Annotated in this window: 22 protein-coding genes; 11 read left to right on the top strand and 11 right to left on the bottom strand. The window is 58.0% G+C overall.

Translation table 11 applies throughout. From position 1 onward, the window contains the following. The first annotated feature begins 177 nt into the window (after positions 1-177). Positions 178-564, top strand: coding sequence for a diacylglycerol kinase (locus L881_RS0100165; RefSeq protein WP_025731719.1), 387 nt, complete (start codon positions 178-180; stop codon positions 562-564). Here L881_RS0100165 and L881_RS0100160 read toward each other — a convergent pair. Continuing rightward, the gene (locus L881_RS0100160; RefSeq protein WP_025731718.1) at positions 561-2,012 is read right to left on the bottom strand and encodes an aminotransferase-like domain-containing protein; all 1,452 of its coding nucleotides are present in this window, start codon (positions 2,010-2,012) and stop codon (positions 561-563) included. The two genes, L881_RS0100165 and L881_RS0100160, sit on opposite strands and share 4 nt — an antisense overlap. A 168-nt stretch (positions 2,013-2,180) precedes the next feature. On the opposite strand from L881_RS0100160, the gene pdxS reads away from it, so the two are divergent. Further along, on the top strand, positions 2,181-3,113 hold the full coding sequence (pdxS, locus tag L881_RS0100155) for a pyridoxal 5'-phosphate synthase lyase subunit PdxS (protein ID WP_025731717.1): 933 nt from the start codon (positions 2,181-2,183) through the stop codon (positions 3,111-3,113). Next, complete coding sequence (pdxT, locus tag L881_RS0100150) at positions 3,113-3,685, top strand: pyridoxal 5'-phosphate synthase glutaminase subunit PdxT (RefSeq protein WP_025731716.1); 573 nt, start codon at positions 3,113-3,115, stop codon at positions 3,683-3,685. The genes pdxS and pdxT overlap by 1 nt, the downstream gene beginning before the upstream one ends. An 81-nt stretch (positions 3,686-3,766) precedes the next feature. On the opposite strand, the gene L881_RS0100145 is transcribed toward pdxT, so the two are convergent. The 10 genes from L881_RS0100145 to L881_RS0100095 all read right to left on the bottom strand — a co-directional run bounded on the left by L881_RS0100145 (position 3,767) and on the right by L881_RS0100095 (position 15,158). Next, the gene (locus tag L881_RS0100145) at positions 3,767-4,483 is read right to left on the bottom strand and encodes an NYN domain-containing protein (protein ID WP_025731715.1); all 717 of its coding nucleotides are present in this window, start codon (positions 4,481-4,483) and stop codon (positions 3,767-3,769) included. A gap of 191 nt (positions 4,484-4,674) precedes the next feature. After that, on the bottom strand, positions 4,675-5,382 hold the full coding sequence (locus L881_RS0100140) for an SMUG2 DNA glycosylase family protein (protein ID WP_025731714.1): 708 nt from the start codon (positions 5,380-5,382) through the stop codon (positions 4,675-4,677). 222 nt (positions 5,383-5,604) lie between these two features. Next, the gene (locus L881_RS0100135) at positions 5,605-6,018 is read right to left on the bottom strand and encodes an NUDIX hydrolase (protein ID WP_025731713.1); all 414 of its coding nucleotides are present in this window, start codon (positions 6,016-6,018) and stop codon (positions 5,605-5,607) included. A 59-nt stretch (positions 6,019-6,077) separates the two neighbouring features. Further along, positions 6,078-7,385: an LLM class flavin-dependent oxidoreductase gene (locus tag L881_RS0100130; protein WP_211238866.1), complete on the bottom strand. Its 1,308-nt coding sequence runs from the start codon at positions 7,383-7,385 to the stop codon at positions 6,078-6,080. 4 nt (positions 7,386-7,389) lie between these two features. Continuing rightward, positions 7,390-8,169: a 3-oxoacyl-ACP reductase gene (locus tag L881_RS0100125; RefSeq protein WP_025731711.1), complete on the bottom strand. Its 780-nt coding sequence runs from the start codon at positions 8,167-8,169 to the stop codon at positions 7,390-7,392. A 187-nt stretch (positions 8,170-8,356) separates the two neighbouring features. Then, positions 8,357-9,433 (bottom strand): AbrB family transcriptional regulator, encoded by a 1,077-nt coding sequence (locus L881_RS0100120; protein ID WP_025731710.1) that lies wholly within the window; start codon positions 9,431-9,433, stop codon positions 8,357-8,359. Positions 9,434-9,564: 131 nt separating this feature from the next. Next, positions 9,565-10,098, bottom strand: a complete 534-nt coding sequence (locus tag L881_RS12545; RefSeq protein WP_084055334.1) for a nucleoside 2-deoxyribosyltransferase — start codon at positions 10,096-10,098, stop codon at positions 9,565-9,567. A gap of 368 nt (positions 10,099-10,466) precedes the next feature. Further along, positions 10,467-10,730 (bottom strand): hypothetical protein, encoded by a 264-nt coding sequence (locus tag L881_RS0100110; RefSeq protein WP_025731709.1) that lies wholly within the window; start codon positions 10,728-10,730, stop codon positions 10,467-10,469. Between the two features lie 721 nt (positions 10,731-11,451). Then, entirely contained in the window at positions 11,452-13,866 is a 2,415-nt protein-coding gene (locus tag L881_RS0100100; RefSeq protein WP_034577925.1) for a membrane-bound PQQ-dependent dehydrogenase, glucose/quinate/shikimate family, read from the bottom strand. A 476-nt stretch (positions 13,867-14,342) separates the two neighbouring features. Further along, a complete protein-coding gene (locus L881_RS0100095) occupies positions 14,343-15,158 on the bottom strand; it encodes an IclR family transcriptional regulator domain-containing protein (RefSeq protein WP_025731706.1) in 816 nt (271 codons plus the stop codon). A gap of 225 nt (positions 15,159-15,383) precedes the next feature. On the opposite strand from L881_RS0100095, the gene L881_RS0100090 reads away from it, so the two are divergent. From L881_RS0100090 to pcaG, 8 genes are all read left to right on the top strand, one after another. Next, positions 15,384-16,079, top strand: coding sequence for a 3-oxoacid CoA-transferase subunit A (locus L881_RS0100090; RefSeq protein ID WP_025731705.1), 696 nt, complete (start codon positions 15,384-15,386; stop codon positions 16,077-16,079). Positions 16,080-16,091: 12 nt separating this feature from the next. Next, a complete protein-coding gene (locus L881_RS0100085; protein WP_025731704.1) occupies positions 16,092-16,760 on the top strand; it encodes a 3-oxoacid CoA-transferase subunit B in 669 nt (222 codons plus the stop codon). Between the two features lie 14 nt (positions 16,761-16,774). Beyond that, the gene (gene pcaF, locus L881_RS0100080) at positions 16,775-17,989 is read left to right on the top strand and encodes a 3-oxoadipyl-CoA thiolase (RefSeq protein ID WP_025731703.1); all 1,215 of its coding nucleotides are present in this window, start codon (positions 16,775-16,777) and stop codon (positions 17,987-17,989) included. Positions 17,990-18,015: 26 nt separating this feature from the next. Continuing rightward, the gene (locus L881_RS0100075; RefSeq protein ID WP_025731702.1) at positions 18,016-19,197 is read left to right on the top strand and encodes a lyase family protein; all 1,182 of its coding nucleotides are present in this window, start codon (positions 18,016-18,018) and stop codon (positions 19,195-19,197) included. Positions 19,198-19,209: 12 nt separating this feature from the next. Next, positions 19,210-20,379, top strand: coding sequence for a bifunctional 3-oxoadipate enol-lactonase/4-carboxymuconolactone decarboxylase PcaDC (gene pcaDC, locus L881_RS0100070; protein WP_025731701.1), 1,170 nt, complete (start codon positions 19,210-19,212; stop codon positions 20,377-20,379). Positions 20,380-20,385: 6 nt separating this feature from the next. Next, complete coding sequence (locus L881_RS0100065; protein ID WP_025731700.1) at positions 20,386-21,300, top strand: LysR substrate-binding domain-containing protein; 915 nt, start codon at positions 20,386-20,388, stop codon at positions 21,298-21,300. A gap of 173 nt (positions 21,301-21,473) precedes the next feature. Further along, on the top strand, positions 21,474-22,211 hold the full coding sequence (gene pcaH, locus L881_RS0100060; protein WP_025731699.1) for a protocatechuate 3,4-dioxygenase subunit beta: 738 nt from the start codon (positions 21,474-21,476) through the stop codon (positions 22,209-22,211). Positions 22,212-22,214: 3 nt separating this feature from the next. Beyond that, complete coding sequence (gene pcaG / locus L881_RS0100055) at positions 22,215-22,850, top strand: protocatechuate 3,4-dioxygenase subunit alpha (RefSeq protein WP_025731698.1); 636 nt, start codon at positions 22,215-22,217, stop codon at positions 22,848-22,850. Positions 22,851-22,883: the final 33 nt, after the last annotated feature.

Genomic DNA, 22,883 nt, shown 5'->3' with positions numbered 1-22,883 from the left:
TAGTGAAGTGTGATCACTCGGGCCGCTGAGCGTTTTGAACATGAATAGCGCCGTGTAATGTTGCGCCTGGCTGATGACCATTCTGTGAGTGAAGGGTAGGGTATTTGAATCTTTCACGGGCGCCCGCAGATGTTTCCTCAAGCAGGTGTGTGGGCACTCGACAATGAGCTTTGTGTAATGAAACCTAGACAATCCGGTATTTCCCGGCTAATAAAATCGGCGCACTACTCATGGCGCGGGCTATGCTCGGGCTGGAGCTCCGAGCAGGCGTTTCGGCTTGAAGTGGTGCTGGCGATTTTGTGCTTTCCCGCCACGTTCTGGCTGGCGAACAGCTTTTTGGGCTGGCTGATGCTGCTGGGCAGCGCGCTGCTGGTCATCATCACTGAACTGATCAACTCGGCGGTTGAAGCGACGGTTGATCGCATCGGCAGCGAGTTTCACGAGCTATCAGGACGCGCCAAGGATCTTGGCTCAGCGGCGGTCTTTGTCAGTGCTTTGTTTGCTGCCGTGGTATGGGGCGGCTTTCTGCTGGCGCGGCTGGGCATTCTGCCGATCGTGGGCTAAATTCCAGCATCGCTTTGTTTCTGACCGGCTTCTGTTGAAAAGAGAGCCGCCGGGCGTTGCTGCTGGATGATCTCCCCCAGCACCTCGTAAATGCGCGGCTCCAGCGATTGCGCCACATTAAAGCGCATGAAATGGCTGGCACGCTGCGACAGGCTGAACACATTGCCTGGTGCGAGCAGTACCTGCTGCTTGATCGCCTGCTGAGCGATGGTCGCTGCATCCAGTCCCTCTGGTAGCGCAACCCATAAAAACATCCCCCCACTTGGCTCTAGCCACGGCGTCATGCCAAGCTGCCGTACGCTGGCAAGCGTTTGCGCAGTGGCTTCCGCCAGCCGCCGCCTGACCGCCTCCATGTGCTTGCGATAGGTGCCGTTGCCGAGCAGCGTCAGCAGCAGTTCGGCAGAGAAATGGCCTGATTCAAAGGCAGTGGCCAGTTTGAGATCCACCAATCCTTCCAGCCAGTCGGCACGCGCAGCGATATAGCCCACGCGCACCGAGGCCGACAGCGTTTTTGAGAAGCTACCGATGTGAATCACCTGCTGTAGTCCGTCCAGCGCGGCCAGGCGTGGTGATGGCGTTGTTTCAAAGTCGGCAAAAACGTCATCTTCGATAATCGTCAAACCATGCTGTTCAGCGAGACGCAGTACGCGATGGGCCGTATCGAAGGTGAGCGTAGCGCCCGTGGGGTTATGCGGCGCGGCATTGGTGATATAGAGGCGTGGCCGATCGTGCAGCAGACATTGCTCGAAAGCGCGCAGGTCAGGGCCATTTGGAGTGTAAGGAACGCTGACAATATTGACGCGGTGCGCGCGCAGCATCGCTTGCAGGCTGAAGTAGCACGGATCATCCACCAGTACGGTAGCGCCTGGTTCCAGCAGAAACCGGCACAGCAGGTCGATGGCCTGGGTACTGGATTCGGTCAGCATCAGCTGCGCGGGCGATGCGTTGATGCCGCGCTCCCGAATACGTCGGGCCAGCAACTGACGCAGCGCTGGTAGTCCTTGCGGCGTGCCGTAGCTGGTCAGCGGCGCCAGCGGTTTACGAGCCAGGGTACGCAGGCCACGGCGAATGGCCTCATCAGGCATCCAGCTCTCGGGTAGCCAACCACACCCCGGTTTTAAGGTGTCGCTGCCGGTATCCAGTGATTGGCGCGTTACCCACACGGGATCTATCTCGCGTTCGATACGCGGGCCAGCGTCAGCGATGTTGAACGGCGGCAGGCGGTCACTGACAAAAAAGCCGGAGCCACGCCGCGCTTCGATCAAGCCTTCGGCAACCAGCCGTTCATAGGCTTCCACCACGGTGGATTTGGACACCCCCAACGCCGCCGCCTGCGCCCGAATGGAAGGCAGACGATTTCCATGATTAAGCGCTCTACGCTCGATTCTGTCGCGAATATCATTCATGACGCGGGTAATGAGCGCGCCTTCACCGCCTGGCTTGGTCATTTTGTTTATCCATGGGGGCCGCTGTACCGCTACTTTTGTCAGTACAGTTCGGTTGAATTGTACTGCTAGTGTATCTGTTGTTTTGCCGTGACTTAAGCCAGCATCGCGTTATTCGTTCCGCTCGTGGTCGAGCGTGTAATTGGGCTGGTCAGTTCAGGAGTCAGGCAGATGGTAGCGACAATTCCTTCCAACATATCCCGCGATGAGCGTATGCGCCTCAAGATCGGTTTGGCAGAGATGCTCAAGGGCGGCGTCATCATGGATGTGTGTACCGCCGAGCAGGCGAGGATCGCCGAAGCAGCAGGGGCGACCGCCGTGATGGCGCTGGAACGGGTGCCGGCCCAGATTCGTGCGGAAGGCGGCGTGGCGCGCATGGCGAATCCGCGTTTGATTCAGGAGATCATGGAGGTCAGCTCGATTCCTGTAATGGCCAAGGCGCGGATCGGCCACTTCGCGGAAGCGCAGGTGCTGCAAAGCCTGGGCGTTGATTTTATTGATGAAAGCGAAGTATTGACGCCCGCCGATGAAGTGCATCACATCGACAAGCACCACTTTGATACGCCCTTTGTGTGCGGTGCGCGTGATATCGGTGAAGCGCTGAGGCGTGTTGCCGAAGGCGCAGCGATGATCCGTACCAAGGGTGAAGCAGGCACCGGTGATGTTGTGCATGCAGTGAAGCACATGCGCCAGATCATGGCGGATATTCAGCGCGTCACGTCACTGCGCGAGGATGAACTTTATGTGGCTGCCCGTGACTATCGCGTACCGGTGGAGCTGCTTCAGCAGGTTGCTAGGGAAGGTAAACTGCCGGTGCCCAACTTCTCGGCGGGCGGTATCGCCACCCCCGCAGATGCGGCGCTGATGCGTAGTCTGGGGGCGGAAGCCATTTTTGTCGGCTCCGGCATCTTCATGAGCGATGGCTATACCTATGCCCCCCGCGAAGAGGCCGAGCAGCGTGCGCGTGCCATCGTGCGGGCCTGCACCCACTATGATGATCCGGAAATCGTAGCGGCATGCAGCGCTGAATGCACAGGGGCCATGAAGGGGCTGGCAGTCGCTGCGCTGGAGCAGCACCAATGGTTACAGGGGCGCGGTGAATAATGGCGATGCGGGTAGGGGTATTGGCCGTTCAAGGCGCTTATCAGGCGCATGCCGCACGGCTCAAGCTGCTCGGGGCCGAGCCGGTGCTGGTACGCAGCGCCGCAGAGCTGAATGATATTCGCGGCATTATCCTGCCGGGTGGTGAATCCACTACCATGCTGCGTTTTCTGGCGCGCGATCAACTTCTGCAAGCATTGACCGACTTCGCTGCCGAACACCCTGTGCTGGGCACCTGCGCGGGCCTTATTCTGCTGGCCCGTGAAGTTGAACCGCAGCAGCAAAGCCTCGGCCTGCTGAACGTAAGCGTGCAGCGTAACGCCTATGGTCGGCAGCTCGATTCCGCCATTATCAAAGGCTCCACCGCGCTGAGCGGTGGGCCACTTGAAATGGTCTTCATTCGAGCGCCTGCCATTACCCACGTCGGTGATGGCGTAACGGTGCTTGCCGAACGCGACAACCAGCCGGTGTTAGTGCAGCAGGGGCACCTATTGGGCTGCGCTTTTCATCCCGAGCTTTCCCAGGACACGCGCGTGCATCAGCTTTTTTTGGAGGGGATGGGAAGAGGTATCTAATATGAATAATAATATTGATCCATATTGAATATATTGTCCATTGATCTTAATGTGGAACGGTAATTATTCAGCCTTCTGTTTTTAAGAAGGCGGTAAATCTCCTGTTTTTAATGCCGGTATTTCCTGTTTATATTTGGAATAGACCTTCTTGACGCATGTTGTGTGAAGGCCATCAATATGTTCTTGAAGGCTTTCATGAATGTGACTCTTCATCGGGTCCAGTATGAAGTCGATGCCTTCACGCCTTGCGATTTTTGCGGCAGGAACAAAATCTGCGTCTCCGGAGATCAATACGATTTGATCAACCTGAGACTTTAATGCGAGAGAAGTAATATCAACCCCCAGGCGCATATCGACTCCCTTTTGGCGAAAGGTAAGGGTGACATCCTCTTCGGAAAGCTCATCTACTGTTATTTTTCTTTTGAGAAGCTCTTTTATCTTCGCAGGTTTGATTGTCCACTTTACATCTTGAGATAACTGCCCTAAGCGTAGGGCAACTTTGCGTTTGGTAAGTAATGACCGATGAAATTCTGTGCGGAATTTGAATTCATCTTTCCTGGAGAAGTCGATAGCCTTGCCTGTGATGGGATGATGTTGCTTGCCACTATAAGGTGGGCAGTCGTAGACAAATATACGGTAGAGATCACGTCGGGCCCGGTTTCCGGGATTTGATAGGTGTAAAATAGCCCATCTGAATAGGCATTCGGCGGCTCGTGATCCATTGTAAGCATTGTTGGGTTCTATGTGGCGGAAGCGCTTCACAAAAAAGCCTGCATCCACGAGTATTGCCGTTGACATCGCGCCTCGGAAATCCGTGCAAAAAAGCCTTTGGGCTCGGCACCGACCGGGATAGTTGGAAGGGCTTACTGCCAAAGGCGTTATGGGAGGAACTATAATCCTGTCTCAGATGCCTATCAAGGAATTTTCTGCATGATACTGTTCCGAGCCTTAACCGGGCCGTGCCTGCCGAAAAGCAGGCTTTCTTTTTATTACCCGCGCAGCTCTCTAAGGTACTTATCAATATAAAACGGTTTGTCTTTTGATTTGTACTGCTGGATATAACGGGGGTGCTCAAGAGTAACAAGTTCGTCGAACAGATGAGCGCGTTTGTTGAGCTTATCAATGAAGGTGCGGTTTTTCTTGCCGAGTACAAATCCTTTGCGGGTATCAATTCCCAGCGCAATATGGGCGCGCATGGATTCGATCATGAACGTTTCGACATCGGCAAACAGCGCTTTGTCGTCATAATAGTTGGCATTGACTTCCTTGCCGTTTTTATCCCGAACAATCGCCAGGGGGAAGGGCGAGTTAATGTAAATATCGCGATAAAACTGCTCGGCGCCGCCATAGGCACGAATCATGTCGTAGACAAATACCGACGATACCTCATGGGTGTGTGCCCACGGCACACTGATACCGCAATCGCTTTCAAGGCGCTTGGTATCGGTGAAGGGAATGCCGGTCACTGCCGCGCCATGGCGGCTGGGGTTGATACCGATCAACATGCGGCGCTGTTGGTTATCCGCATAAAAGCGGTCGTAAAACTGGCGCATCACGTTAGGGGTATCGGGATTTTCCAGAAAAGGATTGATGACCCGAAATCCCTCCGGCAAGGCACCTTCGTAGCGCAGGCCAAGATTGAAATTGACCACGCGCTCGCCAAACGTATTTCCCTGTAATTGCTCACACTGACTCATTGATTGGCTGCCTTTGCTTACCTGAAGAGAACGTATGCCCAGCGGGGCTAGTCTGAATACAATACTGCCGGCGCGCCGTTAATAACGGTTCAAATTGCCTGCTTGCCTTTATCAACGCCGCTTGTGGTTGTGCCTGATAATTGCTCGCCGCCGTTAGAGTAGTGTTGGGTGTTTACATCAAAGTACAACCCTTGGGCAGTGCGCTGTGGGCAACTGCGTGGGTTAGAAGCCGTGCGCTGCCTTGAGCGCGGGCAGAACCTGTGTTTCCAGCAAGGGGGCCAGTGGCAGCGTGGCTGAATGTTCAATAGGAAGCCAGCGGAACTCCTCGATTTCAGCCGCGCAGGTAATGGCTTCAGCGGACATGCCCTCAACGCAAAAGATGGTCGCCGTTACCTGACAATTCGGCTCATTGGCGGCGGCTGCGCTGAAGGTGCCCAGTAGCTTGATCTCGCCATCCGGCTGCACGCCAAGCTCTTCCTGCCACTCTCTGGCAAGTGTGGTGAGGGGCGACTCTCCGGTATCCGGCTTGCCGCCCGGCAACATGAAGCGCTGGGTGTTGCGCTTGCGCACCACCAACAAGCGCTGCTGCTGATCCAACAGGCAGCCTGCAACCACATTGATCACGGTGGTGGGCATGGCGATATGTTCCTTGATCGTGGGCCATAAAAAATAGCGATGGGGTGGCTGCCCCCTGCTCAATGGCGTGCAGGGCGCTCAAGACCAAGGTGTTCACGCAGGGTGGTGCCGCAATAGTCGCGGCGAAAGCGGCCACGACGCTGCAACTCAGGAATCACCTGATCCACGAAGTCATCAAGCCCGGCAGGCAGTGTGGGCGGCATCAGATTGAAACCGTCCGCAGCGTCGTTGTCGAGCCAGTGCTCGATATTGTCAGCGATCTGCTCTGGCGTACCCACCATGGTGCAGTGTCCGCCACCGGCGGCCAGCCGTCCGAGCAGTTGCCGCAGGGTGGGCTGTTCATCCTCGATAATGCGCAAAATAGTGGCGTAGCGCCCCTTGGGGCCGTTGAACGCTTCCAGCGGCGGGAGCGGAGGAACCGGCGCATCAAGTTCCCACTGTGAACAATCCTGATCAATGAAGAACTCAAGCTGACTCAGCGACGAGGCGACCGGCAGCATTTCATCAAGCTGTTGCTGCTGCTGACGCGCTTCGGCCTCCGTAGCGGCCACGTAAGTAACCAGCCCCGGCATGATCGGCACATCGACGGTGCGCCCTGCGGCGCGCACACGGCGTTTGATATCACGGTAGTAGCGCTGCGCGGATTCGATATCCCAGGCGACGGCATAAATTGCCTCGGCATAGCGCGCAGCCAGGTCGCGCCCCTGCTCGGAGGCGCCCGCCTGAAACAGCACCGGATGCCCCTGCGGTGGTCTGGGCACGGTGAGCGGCCCTTCAGTGCGGAAGAAGCGCCCCTGATGGTGCACTGCGCGCACACGTTCGGCATCAGCGTACCAACCGTCGCGCGCCATGCCTGGCTCGCCATCATCCCAGCTATCCCAGAGAGCGTGGGCGGATTGAATCATCTCTTCGGCGCGGGCATAGCGTTCGGCGTGTGCCGGCATCTTGTCGAAGCCGTGATTGCGCGCTTCAGGATCAAACATCGAGGTCACCAGATTCCAGCCCACACGCCCATGCGAGATGTAATCGAGCGATGCCAGTTGGCGTGCGGTATGAAAGGGCGTGCCGAAGGTGCTGGAGATCGTGGTAATCAGGCCGACGCGCTCGGTGGCGCGAGCCATGGCCGAGAGCAGAGTGATCGGTTCAAGGAACCAGCGCGGGCCATCGCTCAGTTCGATCGCCGCATGACCATCGGCGAAGAATACGCCATCCAGCTTGCCCCGTTCTGCGGTTTGCGCCAGCTCCTCGTAGAAGCTGACATCGCCCAGCCGCTCTACCTGAGAGTGCGGCTGGCGCCAGGCGGCGCGATGGTGCCCGACGCCAAACAGGAAAACGTTGAAATGTGCCTGCTTCAAAGTAGCTGTCATTGAATCAATCCTTTACCAGTCCGCCATCAACCACCAGATTCTGACCGCTGACCGAGCGTGCCCAGGGCGATGCGAAAAACAGCACCGCGTCGGCAAATTCCTGCGGCGTGGTCACGCGGCGTAACGGGGTATTGGCGGCAATCATCTCGAACACCTCTGCGGGGGTGGCGCTGGAGGCATCAGTGCTGCGCAGCAAACCGCCCGAGACCATGTTGGCGGTAATATTCTCCGGCCCCAGCTCCTGTGCCATGGTGCGCGTAAGTGACAGCAGCGCAGCCTTGGCGGCGGTGTAATCGTGATAGGGCACCACCGGATTCTGGAACAGGTTGGTGCCAATCGACACGATCCGCCCGAATCCCAGCTCGCGCATTCCCCCAAGGGTCGCCTGCACGCAGTTGAGAGCGCCTTGAACGCTGCCTTCAAACTGCTGATTCAGCTCGCGCCACTCCATATGTTCAAGAGGCGTGCGGGCTTCACCGTTGAAACTGAACCCTACCAGCGCGTTGTTCACCACGGTGGAAATCGGCTGACCAAAGTGTTGCTGCGCCTGGGCTGCCAGGGCAACGAGCTGTTCAGGCTGGGTAACATCTGCCTTGAGGGCGAGAGCCTGATCGGGGAAGTCGTGCTGTAGCTGCTGGGCGGCGTTTTCACTGCGGTGATAGTTGATGACGACCCGTGCGCCTTCACGCAGGAAGGCGAGGCTGATGGCGCGGCCTAGACCGCGTGCGCCGCCGGTCACCAGTACGCATTGCTGGTCGAGAGGAAGGGCGATAGCAGTGCTCATGGTGCTGTCCTTGATAATAAGGGAAGGAAGTAACGTAGCTTCGCGCACGGCAGCCGTGCCGCGCCGAAACACGCGGCGCTGGCCGGTTTTTCGGCACTGTTTCTCTACAAAGTGCGCACGGTGCTCGCCTGCCTATGGTCGCGCGACCAGCGAAGCGTTGCTATCTCCCTTTTACCAAAGGCGAGTGCTAGCTGCCCGCTGAGCCAGGTTTGGCAAATTTGGCAATTTGGGTTGCCATCCACGGGCCAATAAACACCACCGCAAACAGACGCAGTATCTGAAGTGAAGCCACGATGCCCACGTTAGCGTGCGTATCCATGGCGATGATCGTCATTGAATCGAGACCGCCGGGGCTACTGGCCAGATAAAGGCTGAGATAATCAGTGCCCATGATGTGCAGCATCAAGGCAGCCGATAGCGCGCACAGCAAAATCAGCAAGAGCGCCGAGATAACCATCAGCGGAATGGCGCGCAGCACGTAGAGCAGCGTCTCGCGGTCAAAACGCAGCCCCGCATAGCAGCCGATGACTGCGTAGGCCACCGATACCAGCGGTGTAGGCAGATCAATAGCTACCCAACCGGCGAGATGCAGCGGTGCCGCCAGCAGTACCGGACCGAGCAGCGCGCCTCCCGGGAGCAGGCGGCGACCAATGGCCGAACCCGCCACCAGCAGCACGATCGTGATGGCGATATGCAGCGGCTGCTGAGGTGTGCCATCAATGGCGGAGGATGGGGCAACATCGGCACTGCGCAGGTAATGGGCCGCTATCGCGCCCGTAAGTACCACGCATACGACCCTGATGTACTGCATCGCGGCCACTACCCGAGGGTCGCCGCCGTTGTCTTCCGCCATCGCTACCATTACCGATGCCGCGCCCGGCGTTGTGCCGTAGGCGGCAGTGCTGCCCGGCATTCCTCCATAGCGCACGTTGAGAATACCGACCGGAAAACTCATCAGCAGGGTCAGGAAGGTCAATATCAGCATCGCCAGCCAATAGTTGGCTAGCGTGGCGAGCACGGCAAAGGTGATCGCCTGCGCAATCATGATGCCAATGGCTCCCTGCCCAAGGTTGAACCAGGAACGCGGGATGGTGAGCGAGATACCGTTCAGTGCGAGCACAATGGCCATCAGCATGGGGCCAATGAACTGGCCGCCGGGCAGCCCGATGACACTCATTGACACACTGGCAATACCGGCCAGCACGATCAGAAGCAGCCATCGTACCGTGAAGGGAAGAGTTGCAAGGGTACCGCGTTGATGCACTGATTCAGCTCCGCAGAAAGGAAGGCGAGCGCTGCCGGCCGGAAAGTTCCGATATGAACGGCAGTGTCAGTTTGTTCATGAAAGTGTAACAAATAGCCATCGCCCTGAGCGCGATGGCCGAGTGGATAGCGCTAGCGTTGAAAGTAGCGCGCCGCTGCCTCGAAAGCCTGTTCCAGCGAAGGCTGTAGCGGTTGCTCAACGCTTTCGGTAATCATCAGGTTGTCGTAGCCGCCGAAATCCTCGATCGCGAGACCATCGTCGGTAACTCGTGAGCGATATTCGCTGCTGTCACTGCTGAACCCCCATACAGGCAGTCCGCGTCCACGGGCGTAGCCGACTTCCCAGATAGTACCCGCATCGGCAGAAGGGCCGCGGAAGGGGGAGAGATTGGCGATCACGAAATCGGCGCGCTGAATCAGATCAATGTTCTTGGCGAAAATCCAGGCCGCCATGCTTGGCCCATCGGGCAGCTCCGGCAGTTGATTGTCCATCGGCGTAAGCGCCACAAAACCGTAGCGCTGGGCAAGCTGACGCCCATGCTCTGCGCGTTCTGCTGCATCGGGGTAAAAAACATCGGGACCTGCTAGATAGAGACGCTGCGCCACCGTATCGACTCCTTGGCTGAAGGGGGAATAAGCGCAGTGTACGGCACTTGCGGTGTTCATTCAGTATCGGCGCGCTCTTTTGCTCGTTGGAATTGCTCGTTGGAGCTGGTCGTTGAATGGTTGCTGGAAATGCGATGAAGGGCTTGAGGGCGTGCCGTGCTGTATCGCGAACGCGATGCGGTATTTGTATGAATGCAATGCAGATCACTGGGCGAATACAAGAGCGCTGGCTATCGAATGAGACGTAGCAGAAGGGTAAGGGGGAAGGTATTCAGAAAAGAAGTAGTGCAGAAAAGAGGCAGTACGGAAGGGAAAAGGGTGGCACCGCTAGCGCTGTGAGGGGCAGGGATCACCTGCGTGAGTGCTAACGGTGCTGTTACTTGATGCGGACCATAAGGGTAGGTGTCCTGAATGGTTGTCAAATCAGCTTATAGCACGGAGACCCAGCGACGTGCGCCATCCCAGTCGTTACCGCCCCTGGCAACATGCATGGAGCCATCGTGGGCGACGGCGATAGTGTTGGGGCGAACCCGCGAAGCATCGCGCAGCTCCTGATGCCAACCGCGAACGCTGTTGTGCCAGATCATGACAATACCGCTGCGGCGACGGGTTTCTGCGTGCTGACGCTGCTCATCGGAGGCGTGGGTGGCCTGATGTTCACGCCAGTGGCTGGCCATTTGCTGATAGTTCATCGTATTCCTCGCTTCAGTGCAGGGTGAAACAGTGGTGTCGTAGGGTGACACCAAGGCTTCCGCTTCGAAGCCATGAGTCAAAACTAGCCAATCAAGGCGCTGAATCCAATCCTACCTTTGTTTAATGATGTTGTGAGATAAAATTGCCGTGTTTTGCGATTTAAGTGAAATTATGGTGCTTTATTTTGCCTGTTTGTGGCATTTGTTTGATTTGGTGTGACGCTTTTTTGGCATGACCTGCAAGCATGATGCCCCCTGCTTTCAATGGGATAGCCAGAACAGCGGCGTGCTCCTTGGGGCTGCCAAATACGCTCAGGGTATTGGCGGTAACACTAGCGTTTTCGTTGATGTACGCCGTGCTCTTTTGATGAAGGGGGGATGGCGTCGCGTTCAGCAATGGCCTTGAGAATCGGCTCCTCGTCGCGTCGCTGTTTCGGATCATCATCGTTATGGGTGGGCACAATGGCTTCAGCCAGATGACAGTGCCTTCGGAAAGGCTTTCTCTTGCCTCAATAGGAATGGGGAGTAGGGCGTAGGAAGTGGAGAACAGAGGAAATTCAATGATGTAGAGCCGGAAGGAGAAGCGCGGTTAGTCGTGCGCGGTAGAAAGATCAGAGGCTGCGTGGTGCTCCGTGCTTATGTTGCAGCGCTGTAGATATGCCAAAAAAATCCCCCCGCTGCAAAGCGGGGGGATGCCGGTTACACGATCATGATGAAACGCTTAGTGATCGTCTTGTGCGTGTGGCAGTTTAAAGGCAATTACGTAATCGCCAGGCGGTGTTTCCATGAAGTGGTGGCCGGTCGCAGTGATAACGACATACTGCTCACCATCAACGGAGTAGGTCATGGGTGTTGCCTGACCACCTGTTGGAAGCGTATGGCTCCATACTTCCTTGCCGGTTTTGATATCGAAGGCGCGAATCTTGTGATCCGTGGTCGCGGATACAAAGATCAGGCCGCCAGCGGTGATGATCGGGCCACCGTTGTTGGGCACGCCAATGTTGATCGGCAGGTGCGTTGGCAGTCCAAACGGACCATTGTGCTCAGCGCTGCCCAGCGAGTGCTGCCAGATGACCTTCTTGGTATGCATGTCGATCGCCGAGATCATGCCGTAAGGCGGCTCGTTACACAGCATTTTGGTGAAAGGTGCATAGAAGGCACTCACATGCACGCCGTAAGGTGTTTGCGCTTGCGCACCAGCGCCTTCGGCACCACCGGCTCCGGGGTTGAAGCGCGGGTCATCAATGGAGAAGACACCTTCTTCATCCGACTGTTCGCGTGTTACCACCTGGTTGCGGAACACAAGGTTGCTCCAGTTACCCACCATGATGCCGGTGTTCGGGTCATACGCGACGCTGCCCCAGTCCGAGCCACCGTTATAGCTTGGATATTGCAGCCACGGGCGTCCCATGCTGGGCGGAGTGAAGTCACCCTTGTAGTTGGAATGACGATACATGATGCGACACATCATCTGGTCGATGGGTGTCAGACCCCACATATGCGCCTCATTGAGCTTGTTCCACAGGCTGAAGTGAGGCATATCCACTGAATAGGGCTGGGTCTTGGCGAGCTTCTGACCCGGTACGTCGTTGTCGGTCGGTACGGATTTCTCTTCCACACGGCTCAGCGGCTTGCCGGTACGGCGGTCGAGGATGAAGTTCTGACCACGTTTGGTCGGTACCAGCATAGCGGGAACCATGGAACCATCGGGGCCGGGGTAATCCATCAGGGTTGGCTGAGAACCCATGTCGTAGTCCCACACGTCCATATGAGCTGTCTGGAATACCCAGCGCTCTTCACCGGTACGTGAATCAAGGGCCACGATGGCAGAGTTGACGCGGTTTTCGTTGTCGGAACGCATGCCGTTGTAGTAGTCAGCGGCAGAGTTTCCGGTAGGTACGTATACCAGCCCAAGCTGGTCGTCCGCAGTCATGGTGGTCCAGGAGTTGGGCGTGCCACGGCTATAGGTTTCACCTTCGGCCGGTTCGCCATGTTCACCAGGACGGTTAACGTCCCATGCCCAGCGGAATGCGCCGGTTTCAACATCCCAGCCGCGGATAACACCGGAAGGTGCCCAGCGCGCTTGACCATCGAGTACTTCGTGGTTGGTGACGATAACGCCGTTGACTACAGGCATGGCGTTGTTCATTGCCAGCCAGCCCGGTACCGAGTGACCGATGCCTTTCATGACGCTGACCTGACCATTGTCACCGAACTGCTCGCAGGGCGTGCCGGTTTCGGTATCAAGTTCAACCAGACGTGCATCCAGCGTGGCAACCAGCAGGCGGGTATGACACATCTGACCTTCAGGAACGGCATTGGAGGTCACATAGGTCACGCCGCGGCAGGCTGCTGTATAGGGAACGCTTTCGTACTTGACGCCAGACTTCCAGTGCCACTGCTCTTTACCGGTGGCCGGATCAAGACGCATAACGTTGTCGGTGGCCGAACATACATAAAGGCCATTACCGATTTTGCTCGGCGTATTTTCTGCCGCCCATTTGTTGGGCTTGTCGGCAGGAGGCATGTCACCGGTACGATAGGTCCAGGCAACACTTAGCTGCGAGACATTTTCCGGGGTGATCTGATTTGCCGGAGAGTAGCGGGTAGCGTTTTTATCGCGACCATAATAGGTCCAGTCGGCATCTGCCTGTTCGCTATCGGAATAGTGCGCATTGGCGAGCGGCGTGTCAGGCGCCGGATCGCCGGAGCTGTAGCTGAACTGAGGGCCACACACGCACACAATGGCAACGATAAAGCAGAGAACCAGCGCGCCGGACATCAGCCACGAAGCGCCGCGTTTGACGCCCTGGCCGAGCCTTGGCAGACACAGCGCCAGCCATAGGGCCAATACTGCCGGAAGCGCCATGCGCGGTACCCAGGCCCAGATGCGGTCACCGGCTTCGACAATTGTCCAAATAAGCGTGCCGATGAAGAAGAGGCCGTACAGGTAGGCACCGGCCATGCGGTTGCGCCACAGCAATACCCCCGATGGCACCAGCAGAAGACCGGCAATGGCGTAGTACCAGGAGCCTCCGGCCAGCAGGAGCATAACACCACCTATAAGGAGCGTTATCCCAAGCAATGTTATGAGTATCGAAAGTATCTTTATCGGCAGTGAATGTCGGGTTTTCATTTTTTTTGCACACTTAATTTGGAACTAAGAGTGAAATGATAGGTAGAGGGTCAACCTTTGTATATACAGGCTGTGTTCGAGTAAGACTAAAGTACAATAAAAATCGACGATTAAATGTTTACTTTTCCTTCCCGTTATAGCTGGTCACATAAATCGTGAGCACGCAGAGATGTGCTCAATGTCGGTGATTTAACATTAAAATATAGTTAAATATCTGCAAGAGGACAGGTGAAAACGCTGCTTTGACCAGGACTGGGAAGGCATTTTCCAGCGTGGGCCATTTTCCACCATTATCGGCGGGTAGGGAGCTGATGACGGGAGAAGACGGCCAGCGAGCGCTGCATGACCAAAAATAGCCGCAGCGACTTCCTATCCTGCATGATTATCCATACTTAAAAGAAAGCAGGGCCGCTTCATCTTCATTCATGTAGATAGAGCGGCCCTCTCTTCTTTTTGGGCATCTTTTGGGGAAGGCGCTACGCGAGGTGGGCGGCGAGGCTATCCCGATGAGCAATCAGCACGGGCAGGTAGGTATCCAGCAGGGTCGTCATTTCAACGCGGGCGGCGTTGGTACTGACATTGATCGCCCCGATCAGGCGGCCATTGGCGGCACGCAACGGAATCGCCAGCGAACGCAGGCCGAGTTCCAGCTCCTGATCGAGGATGCAGTAGCCCTGCTCATGCGCCATCCGGATCTGCTTGACCAATTCGTCGCGCTGGAGGGTGGTATAGGGCGTCAGCGGCTCCAGGGGCGTGCGACTCAGCAGAGCATCAAGTGCTTCATCTTCCATTTCGCCCAACAGCACCCGGCCCATGGATGTAGCTACTGCCGGCAGGCGTGTACCCACCGAGATGTGAATGCCCATCAGACGCTGGCTGGAAGCCGAGCGGGCCGCATAGACGACATCGCCGCCATCGAGCACGCCCAGTGACGACGACTCCCCCAGCGTTTGCGTAATGTCCGTCAGCGTTTGCTGTACGGCGGTCAGGTAGTTGTTGGACGACAGGAAGGAGTAACCGAGTGACAGCGCCTTGGGAGCCAGCTCGAAATAGCGGGCCTGTTTGTTGACGTAGCCAAGTGAATGCAGCGTCAGCAGGAAGCGCCGCGCACGGGCGCGATTAAGCCCTGTACGTTCGGCGATCTCCGAGAGGGTCATGCGCTGGTGATGTTCATCGAACGCAGTAATGACTTCGAGGCCGCAGGCCAGCGCAGTGACGTAATCCTTGTCATCCGGGCTGATGCGCTCTTCATGGGCTGAAGGCTTGAGCGACGAGGAGGGAGACGCAGACATGGGCATCCTTGTGTCGGCTGGTTGGTCTTGGTCAGTTCGGGCGAACACCTGAGTCGAATCCTGATTGGATGATAAAGCAAATAGCATGAATGTGCCTTCACACCAAGAAGGAAGAGGATTACTCTCTGTTCATGTTCTTCTAACGAATAATAGTTCGCAAGGTGAATGTTGGGAGATAATCAAGCCGGACGCTTGCTTCATTCTATCGACTCAAGACGAGGTTCCATGATCAACAAGGTTGTCACTTCTGTCGCGGAGGCACTGGGCGACATACAGGACGGGGCCACAGTGCTTATCGGCGGGTTTGGTACTGCGGGCATTCCCAATGAATTGATCGACGGCCTGATCGCCCAGGGCGCGCGCGATCTGACCGTGGTCAACAATAATGCAGGCAACGGCGATCAGGGGCTGGCTGCACTGCTGAAAGCGGGCAGGGTGCGCAAGATCATCTGTAGCTTTCCGCGTCAGGCGGATTCCTATGTCTTCGACGAGCTGTATCGCAGCGGCAAGCTAGAGCTTGAGCTGGTGCCCCAGGGCAACCTTGCGGAGCGTATTCGTGCAGCAGGCGCGGGTATTGGTGCCTTTTATTGCGCCACGGCCTACGGCACCGAGCTGGCAGGCGATCGTGAGGTGCGGGAAATTGATGGCCGCCACTATGTGCTGGAGTACCCCATCAAAGGGGATGTGGCCTTGATAAAGGCTGAATCCGGTGACCGATGGGGAAACCTGACCTATCGCAAGGCAGCGCGCAATTTCGGGCCGATCATGGCAACCGCGGCGCGTACTACCATTGCCAGCGTTTATGACGTGCGCGAACTCGGAGAGATAGACCCTGAGGCGGTGGTGACTCCCGGCATCTTTGTTCAGCGCGTGGTGCCGGTGCCAAGGTCAGTTACGCGCGCGGGCGGCTTCAAATCCTGAGGAGGCAAGGTTATGTCCAGTGGTTATGAAAGAAGGACCAAGCAGCAGTTGGCTCAGCGGGTAGCCGAAGACATCTTCGACGGCGCCTATGTCAATCTTGGCATCGGGATGCCGACCATGGTCGCCAACTACCTGCGGGCCGACATGGATGTGCTGCTGCACAGTGAAAACGGGCTGTTGGGAATGGGATCGGCTCCGCCGGAAGGAGAAGAGGATTACGATCTCATCAATGCAGGCAAGCAGCCGGTTACGCTGTTGCCCGGCGGCGCCTATTTCCATCATGCCGACAGCTTCACGATGATGCGCGGCGGCCACCTGGATATCTGTGTGCTGGGTGCCTTTCAGGTGTCCGCCACTGGCGATATCGCCAACTGGAGTACCGGTGAAGAGGGCGCTATTCCTGCGGTGGGTGGCGCGATGGATCTCGCTCAGGGGGCCAGAGAGACCTGGGTCATGATGAATCTTCTGACTCGTCAGGGAGAGAGCAAGCTGGTTGAGCGCTGCGCTTATCCGCTGACAGGGCTGGGGTGCGTCAAGCGTATTTACACTGACCTTGCCACGCTGGAGTGCTCGGCAGAAGGATTACGGCTGGTAGATATGGTGCCGGGGCTTGATCGTGAGACCTTGGAGACACTTGTGGGGCTGCCAATTGCCGCAGCCCGATCATCCGTACAGGCTTGAGGAGTCGAATAGCCATGCCCTTACAGGAAGACGCACTGATCTTCGATGCACTCCGCACTCCCTTTGGCCGCTACGGCGGTGGACTTGCCGCTGTGCGCCCGGATGACCTGGCGGCGGTGGTCATTCGTTCGCTGCTGGATCGCCATCCCGATCTTGCACGGGAAGCGATCGACGATGTGGTTGTTGGCTGTGCCAACCAGGCCGGTGAGGATAACCGCAACGTGGCGCGTATGGCGCTGCTGCTGGCGGGACTGCCCGAGAGCGTTGCCGGTTCGACCGTTAACCGGCTGTGCGGCTCTGGCCTCGATGCGCTGGGCATTGCCGCCCGTGCGATCAAGGCCGGTGAGGCTTCCCTGATGGTGGCGGGAGGCGTCGAGAGCATGTCCCGCGCTCCCTTCGTGATGGGCAAGGCGGAATCTGCCTATTCGCGGGGAGCCAGGCTCGAAGATACCACCATCGGCTGGCGTTTCATCAATCCGCAGATGAAAGCGCTCTATGGGGTAGATTCCATGCCCGAAACCGCCGAGAACATCGCCGATCAATACGGAATCTCCCGCGAGGATCAGGACGCCTTCGCCCTGCTGAGCCAACAGCGCGCCGCCGCCGCCCAGCAGAAGGGGCTACTGGCCGAAGAGATCGTGGCGGTAGAAGTTCCGCGGAGCAAGCAGTCTCCGCTCATCGTCAGCGAGGATGAGCACCTGCGCCCCGACTCTTCCCTTGAAGGTCTGGCTCGCCTCAAGCCTGTCGTGCGCCCCGACGGCACCATTACGGCGGGCAACGCTTCCGGGGTCAATGATGGTGCCGGTGCGCTGCTGATCGGAAACCGTCAGGCGGCGGAGCGCTATGGGCTAACACCCCGCGCGCGCATCGTTGCGACAGCGGTCGCTGGTGTTGCACCCAGGGTCATGGGGCTGGGGCCGGTGCCAGCGGTACGCAAGGTGCTTGAGCGCACCGGTTTACGCCTTGAGCAGATGGATGTGATCGAGCTGAATGAAGCCTTCGCCGCCCAGTCGCTGGGCGTGTTGCGGGAGCTTGGCCTGCCCGATGATGCTGATCACGTTAATCCCAATGGGGGGGCCATTGCGCTGGGCCACCCGCTGGGCGCGAGCGGCACACGAATCGCCATGGCGGCGCTGCATCAGCTTGAACGCACTCATGGACGCTACGCCCTGTGCACCATGTGCATTGGCGTGGGGCAAGGCATCGCTGCCATCATCGAACGTCTTTAACCTGGTCGCTATGAAGGAGCGTCACCATGTATGACCGGTTTTTCCGGCACCCTTTCATGAGTCGCCACGGGCTTGCCGAGCTTGATGACCGCAGTGTGGTGGAGGCGCTGTGTCGGGTGGAGCTGGCGCTTGCACAGGTCGAAGAAGAGGCCGGTATTCTGCCTGAAGGTGTTTCGGCTCAATTGGCGGCGGTCATTCTGCCCGCCCACTTTGATATGGATGCGTTGGCAGCCGATGTGGGCAAGGGCGGCAATGTCGCGATTCCCTTCGTCAAACAGGCGAAGGCGATGCTGCCCGAGGAGCTGCGCCGCTACTTCCATCATGGCGCGACCAGCCAGGATATTGTCGATAGCGCGCTGATGCTGCTGATCAAACCGCGCCTTGAAGCGAGTCTCAAACAGCTTGCCCTGCTGCGCGGTGGATATGGAAAGCTGATGCGGCGCTATCGCGACCTGCCGATGATCGGCCGTACCCTGATGCAGCAGGCCGTGCCGATGACCTTTGGTGTCAAGGTGGCGCAGTGGGCGGCGGCCATGCTCAAGGCGGAAGAACGTCTGGAAAACGTGGTGCAGCACGGGCTTTTTGTGCAGTTCGGCGGCCCTGTCGGAGTACATACCGGCCTTGGCGAACACGGCCTGGCGCTGATGCACGCGCTGGCTGGCAAGCTCGGCCTCGCGACCCCCATGCTGCCCTGGCACACCGACCGTCAGCCGCTGCTGGCACTGATGGCAGCACTCGACGGCGTAGCGGTAGGCGCCGAGAAAAACGCCCTCGATATCGCCTTGATGTGCCAAAGTGAAGTCGGGGAGTTGAGCGAGCCTGCGCAGGAAGGCGTGGGCGGCTCCTCCTCGATGCCGCATAAATCCAATCCGATCGGCTGTGGACGCATTCGCGCTGCGGCGCGCCATATTCATGCCCACTATGGCGTGATCTCGACCAGCGGTGCCCAGCCTCTGGAGCGGGGCCTTGGGGAGTGGCACGCGGAGTGGGCGCCCCTTTTGGATGCAGTGGTGGAGCTGGAAGGCGCACTGGAACTGCTGGCGGCACTGATAGACGGGCTTCAGGTGCATGAAGAAGCGATGGCACGCAATCTCTCCCATAGTCTTGAAGCGCTTGAACAGCGCCCGCTGGCAGAATATCTCGGTAGCAGCGGAGCACAGGTAGATCGTGTGCTCGATGCGCTGGCAGTACAGACCACAACAGCTTGAAGGAGGTACTTCATGTCCTTTTGTACCATCAATGGACGCACGGTGAGCTATCGCCTGCTTGGCGATAAAACCCAGTCACTGGTGATTCTGGCGCACCCGCTGGGGATGAATCAGAGCGTGTGGGATGAACTGCTCACTCCCCTGGTTCGCCATTTTCGGATACTCAGCTGGGATCTTCCCGGTCACGGGAGCAGCGCCCCCTGGCCTGAGCATCAGCCGCTGGGCGTCGCTGATCTTGCGCAGGAAGTGATCGCACTGGCAGAGGTGGCCGGAGCATCGCGTTTCCACTTCGTGGGTACCTCCATCGGTGGCGTGATTGGTCAGCAGCTTCTGGCTAAGCACAGCGAGCATCTGCTCTCTGCCACGCTGACCAACACCGGTGCGGTGATCGGGGCGCCGGACATGTGGCAGGCCCGCGCCGAGCGAGTACGCAGCGAGGGGCTGAATGCGCTGGTGGACGAGTTTGTGCCGCGCTGGTTCTCGGCACACAGCCATCATCAGCATGAAGCGCTGGCCGCCGGTTGGAAGGTGGCGCTTGGCCGCACGGATGGTGAGTCTTACGCGAGATTGTGTGAGCTGCTGGGAGCGACTTCCTTTATGGACGCGCTGCCCAAGGGCGACGTACCGGTACATTTGATAGCGGGCGCCGATGATGTTTCAACGCCGCCGGAGACTCTTGAAGCCTTGGCGAAGGAACTGGGCGGCGCGCCTATCGAACTGCTCAAGGAAGTAGGGCATGTTCCTGCACTTGAAGCGCCTGATGCCTTTGCCACGCTGTTGCAGCGCTGGTTAAGCGACAACACAGGTTACGTGCCCGGCGAGCCTGTGAGCTATGCCAGCGGTCTGGAGACACGCAAGCGTGTATTGGGCGCAGAGCATGTCGAAAGAGCTTCTGCCAGAGCGAGTTCCTTTGATGCGCCCTTCCAGAACATGATTACGCGTCTGGCGTGGGGCGAGCTATGGAGCAATCCCGATTTGACCCATCGCGAACGCAGCATGATTACCACCGCCATTCTGGCGGCACTGGGGCGTGAAGAGCTGGAGCTGCATCTGCGGACAGCCCAGCGCATCGGCCTCAGTGAAGCTGAGTTGCGTCAGGTGCTGATGCATGTAGCCGTTTATGCGGGTGTTCCGGCTGCCAACCATGCCTTTGCGCTGGCCAGACAGCACGGCTGGGGATAGCGCCTGATGCTGAATCCGCGCGTCAAACTGCGTCACCTGATAGCGTTTCAAGAGGTGGCGCGGCTGCGCAGCATGGTGAAGGCCGCGCAGTCACTCTCCATCTCCCAGCCCGCCATGTCGAAAACCATTCGAGAGCTGGAGGAAGTGCTCGACGCTGAGCTGTTCGAACGCAGCTCCGCCGGTGTCGCGCTGACAGCCGCAGGAATGACTCTGCTGCGTCATGCAGGGCCAGCACTGCGCAGCCTGGGCGACGGGATTCAGGCCGTTCGCCACAGCGCCGAGCGCTCGGTAGTGCGTTTAGGTGTGCTATCCACGGTAGAGCGCCATCTGCTGCCAACTGCGCTGTTGCGCCTGGGGAAGCTCAATCCGGGTACACGTGTGCAGGCCGTGACCGGCCCCAGTGCCTATCTTCTATCGCGGCTCAGCCAGGGCGAGCTGGATATGGTGGTGGGGCGGATGAGCGAAGCGCGCGAGATTCGTGGCCTGACCTTTGAACACTTTTACCGTGAACCGCTGGTGCTGGCAGTTCGCTCAGGTCATCCATTGGTCGAAGACCCCAACGCGGGCGAGCGGTTGATGCACTACCCCTGGATCGTACCGCTCCCCTCGACCACCCTGCGCGAGCAAGTGGAGAGATTCTGGGTGGAACAGGGCGGCTGGACGCCCACCATCGCCCTGGAAACACTCTCGCTGTGGCTAGGGCGGGAATACATGCTGGGCAGCGATGCAATCTGGGTCGCCCCCTGGGATGCCGTGCATCAGGAGGTCGATGCCGGTGCCGTGGCCCAACTGCCGGTAGCGCTGGAGCCACAGGGCGGCTCGGTGGGCGTCTCCACCAATATAACGCTGCCCTTGAGCCTCGCAGCACGTGAATTCTACGACTGCCTTGTGCTGGCAGCCGCAGAGAGCCGCACCCTATAACCATCCATGGATACCTTTTTATGTGCTCGCCGCCGTTATAAGCGTGTTATACCTTGGTTGGGTATATTCATATGGTTATATGGCGGCGCGAGCATTTCACTTGGCATCTGTGGCTGAACAGGAAAACATCACCGGACATTCAGGTGAGATATTCAGGTGAAAGGTGACCGCCAATGGCGAATGACATCAAGCAACATTTCGTGCCGCGAGATCGAACGTGGCATCCACCGGCCTATGCGCCGGGCTACAAGACCTCGGTGCCACGCTCGCCCCAGCAGGCGCTGGTCAGCATGCTCAACCGCACCGTCTCCGAGCTGAGCGGCCCGGATTTCCGCAAGCTGCGGATGGGCGCCCACGATAATGACCTGTTGCTCAACTTCCGTGACAACGAACAGCAGGCGGGTTTGCCGATTGGCGAGCGGATCATGATGTTCGGACGTGTTATCGACCAGTTCGGCAAGCCGGTGCCGCATACGCTGGTCGAGATGTGGCAAGCCAATGCCGGAGGTCGCTATCGTCACAAGAAGGATGGCTATCTGGCTCCCCTTGATCCCAACTTTGGTGGGGTGGGGCGTTGCCTGACCGATGAGGAAGGCTGGTATCGCTTCCGTACCATCAAGCCCGGCCCTTACCCCTGGCCGAATGACGCCAATAGCTGGCGCCCTGCGCACATTCATGTCTCGGTGATGGGGCCAGCCATCTCCACACGGCTGATTACGCAAATGTACTTTGAAGGGGACCCGCTGATACCGCTGTGCCCCATTGTGCATACCCTGCGTGACCCCGAGGCAGTAGAGACCATGATGGGCCGTCTCGATATGGCGCGCAGTCGCACCATGGATTATCTCGCCTACCGCTTCGATATCGTGGTGCGCGGTGCCTTGCAAACCTACTTTGAGAATCAGGGGTAAACCATGCAGCAGCCCAATACACTGCCCGCGTCTGCCAGCGTGCTGCGAGAAACCGCTTCCCAGACCGCCGGCCCCTATGTTCATATCGGGCTGGCGTTAAGCATTGCCGGATTACCGCCCCGTGCTGAAGAGATCTGGAACGAAATGGCCCATGAAGATGCTGAAGGTGAGCGCATCGAGCTGGTTGGCCGAGTGATTGATGGCAATAACGATACGGTTCGCGATGCCCTGCTGGAACTGTGGCAGGCGGATGCGCAGGGGGAATATCACGAAAGCTATGATCTGCAAGCGCCGTTCAACAGCTTTGGACGTACCGCCGCCACCGTCGAAAATGAGGGCGAGTGGCGCGTAGTAACCGTAAAGCCTGGTGCCGTTGAATTCCCCGACGGGCGCCACATGGCCCCCCATGTGAATCTGGCCATCTTTGCCCGCGGTATCAATATTCACCTGAATACGCGCCTCTACTTCGATGATGAAGCGCAGGCCAATCTGCAATGCCCGGTGCTGAATGCGATCGAATCCCCCAACCGTCGCAAAACACTGATCGCTCACAAAGAAGAGAGCAGCGATGGCATCACTCGCTACCGTTTCGATATTCGGTTGCAGGGGGAGAAGGAGACGGTGTTTTTCGATTTCTGATACGCCGAAATATCTAGCCTAAATATGCCGCCG

It is taken from the genome of Carnimonas nigrificans ATCC BAA-78, assembly GCF_000526695.1.
Taxonomy (GTDB): domain Bacteria; phylum Pseudomonadota; class Gammaproteobacteria; order Pseudomonadales; family Halomonadaceae; genus Carnimonas; species Carnimonas nigrificans.
The sequence above is the reverse complement of the archived record's forward strand: the minus strand, read 5'-3'. Positions and strand labels throughout refer to the sequence as shown.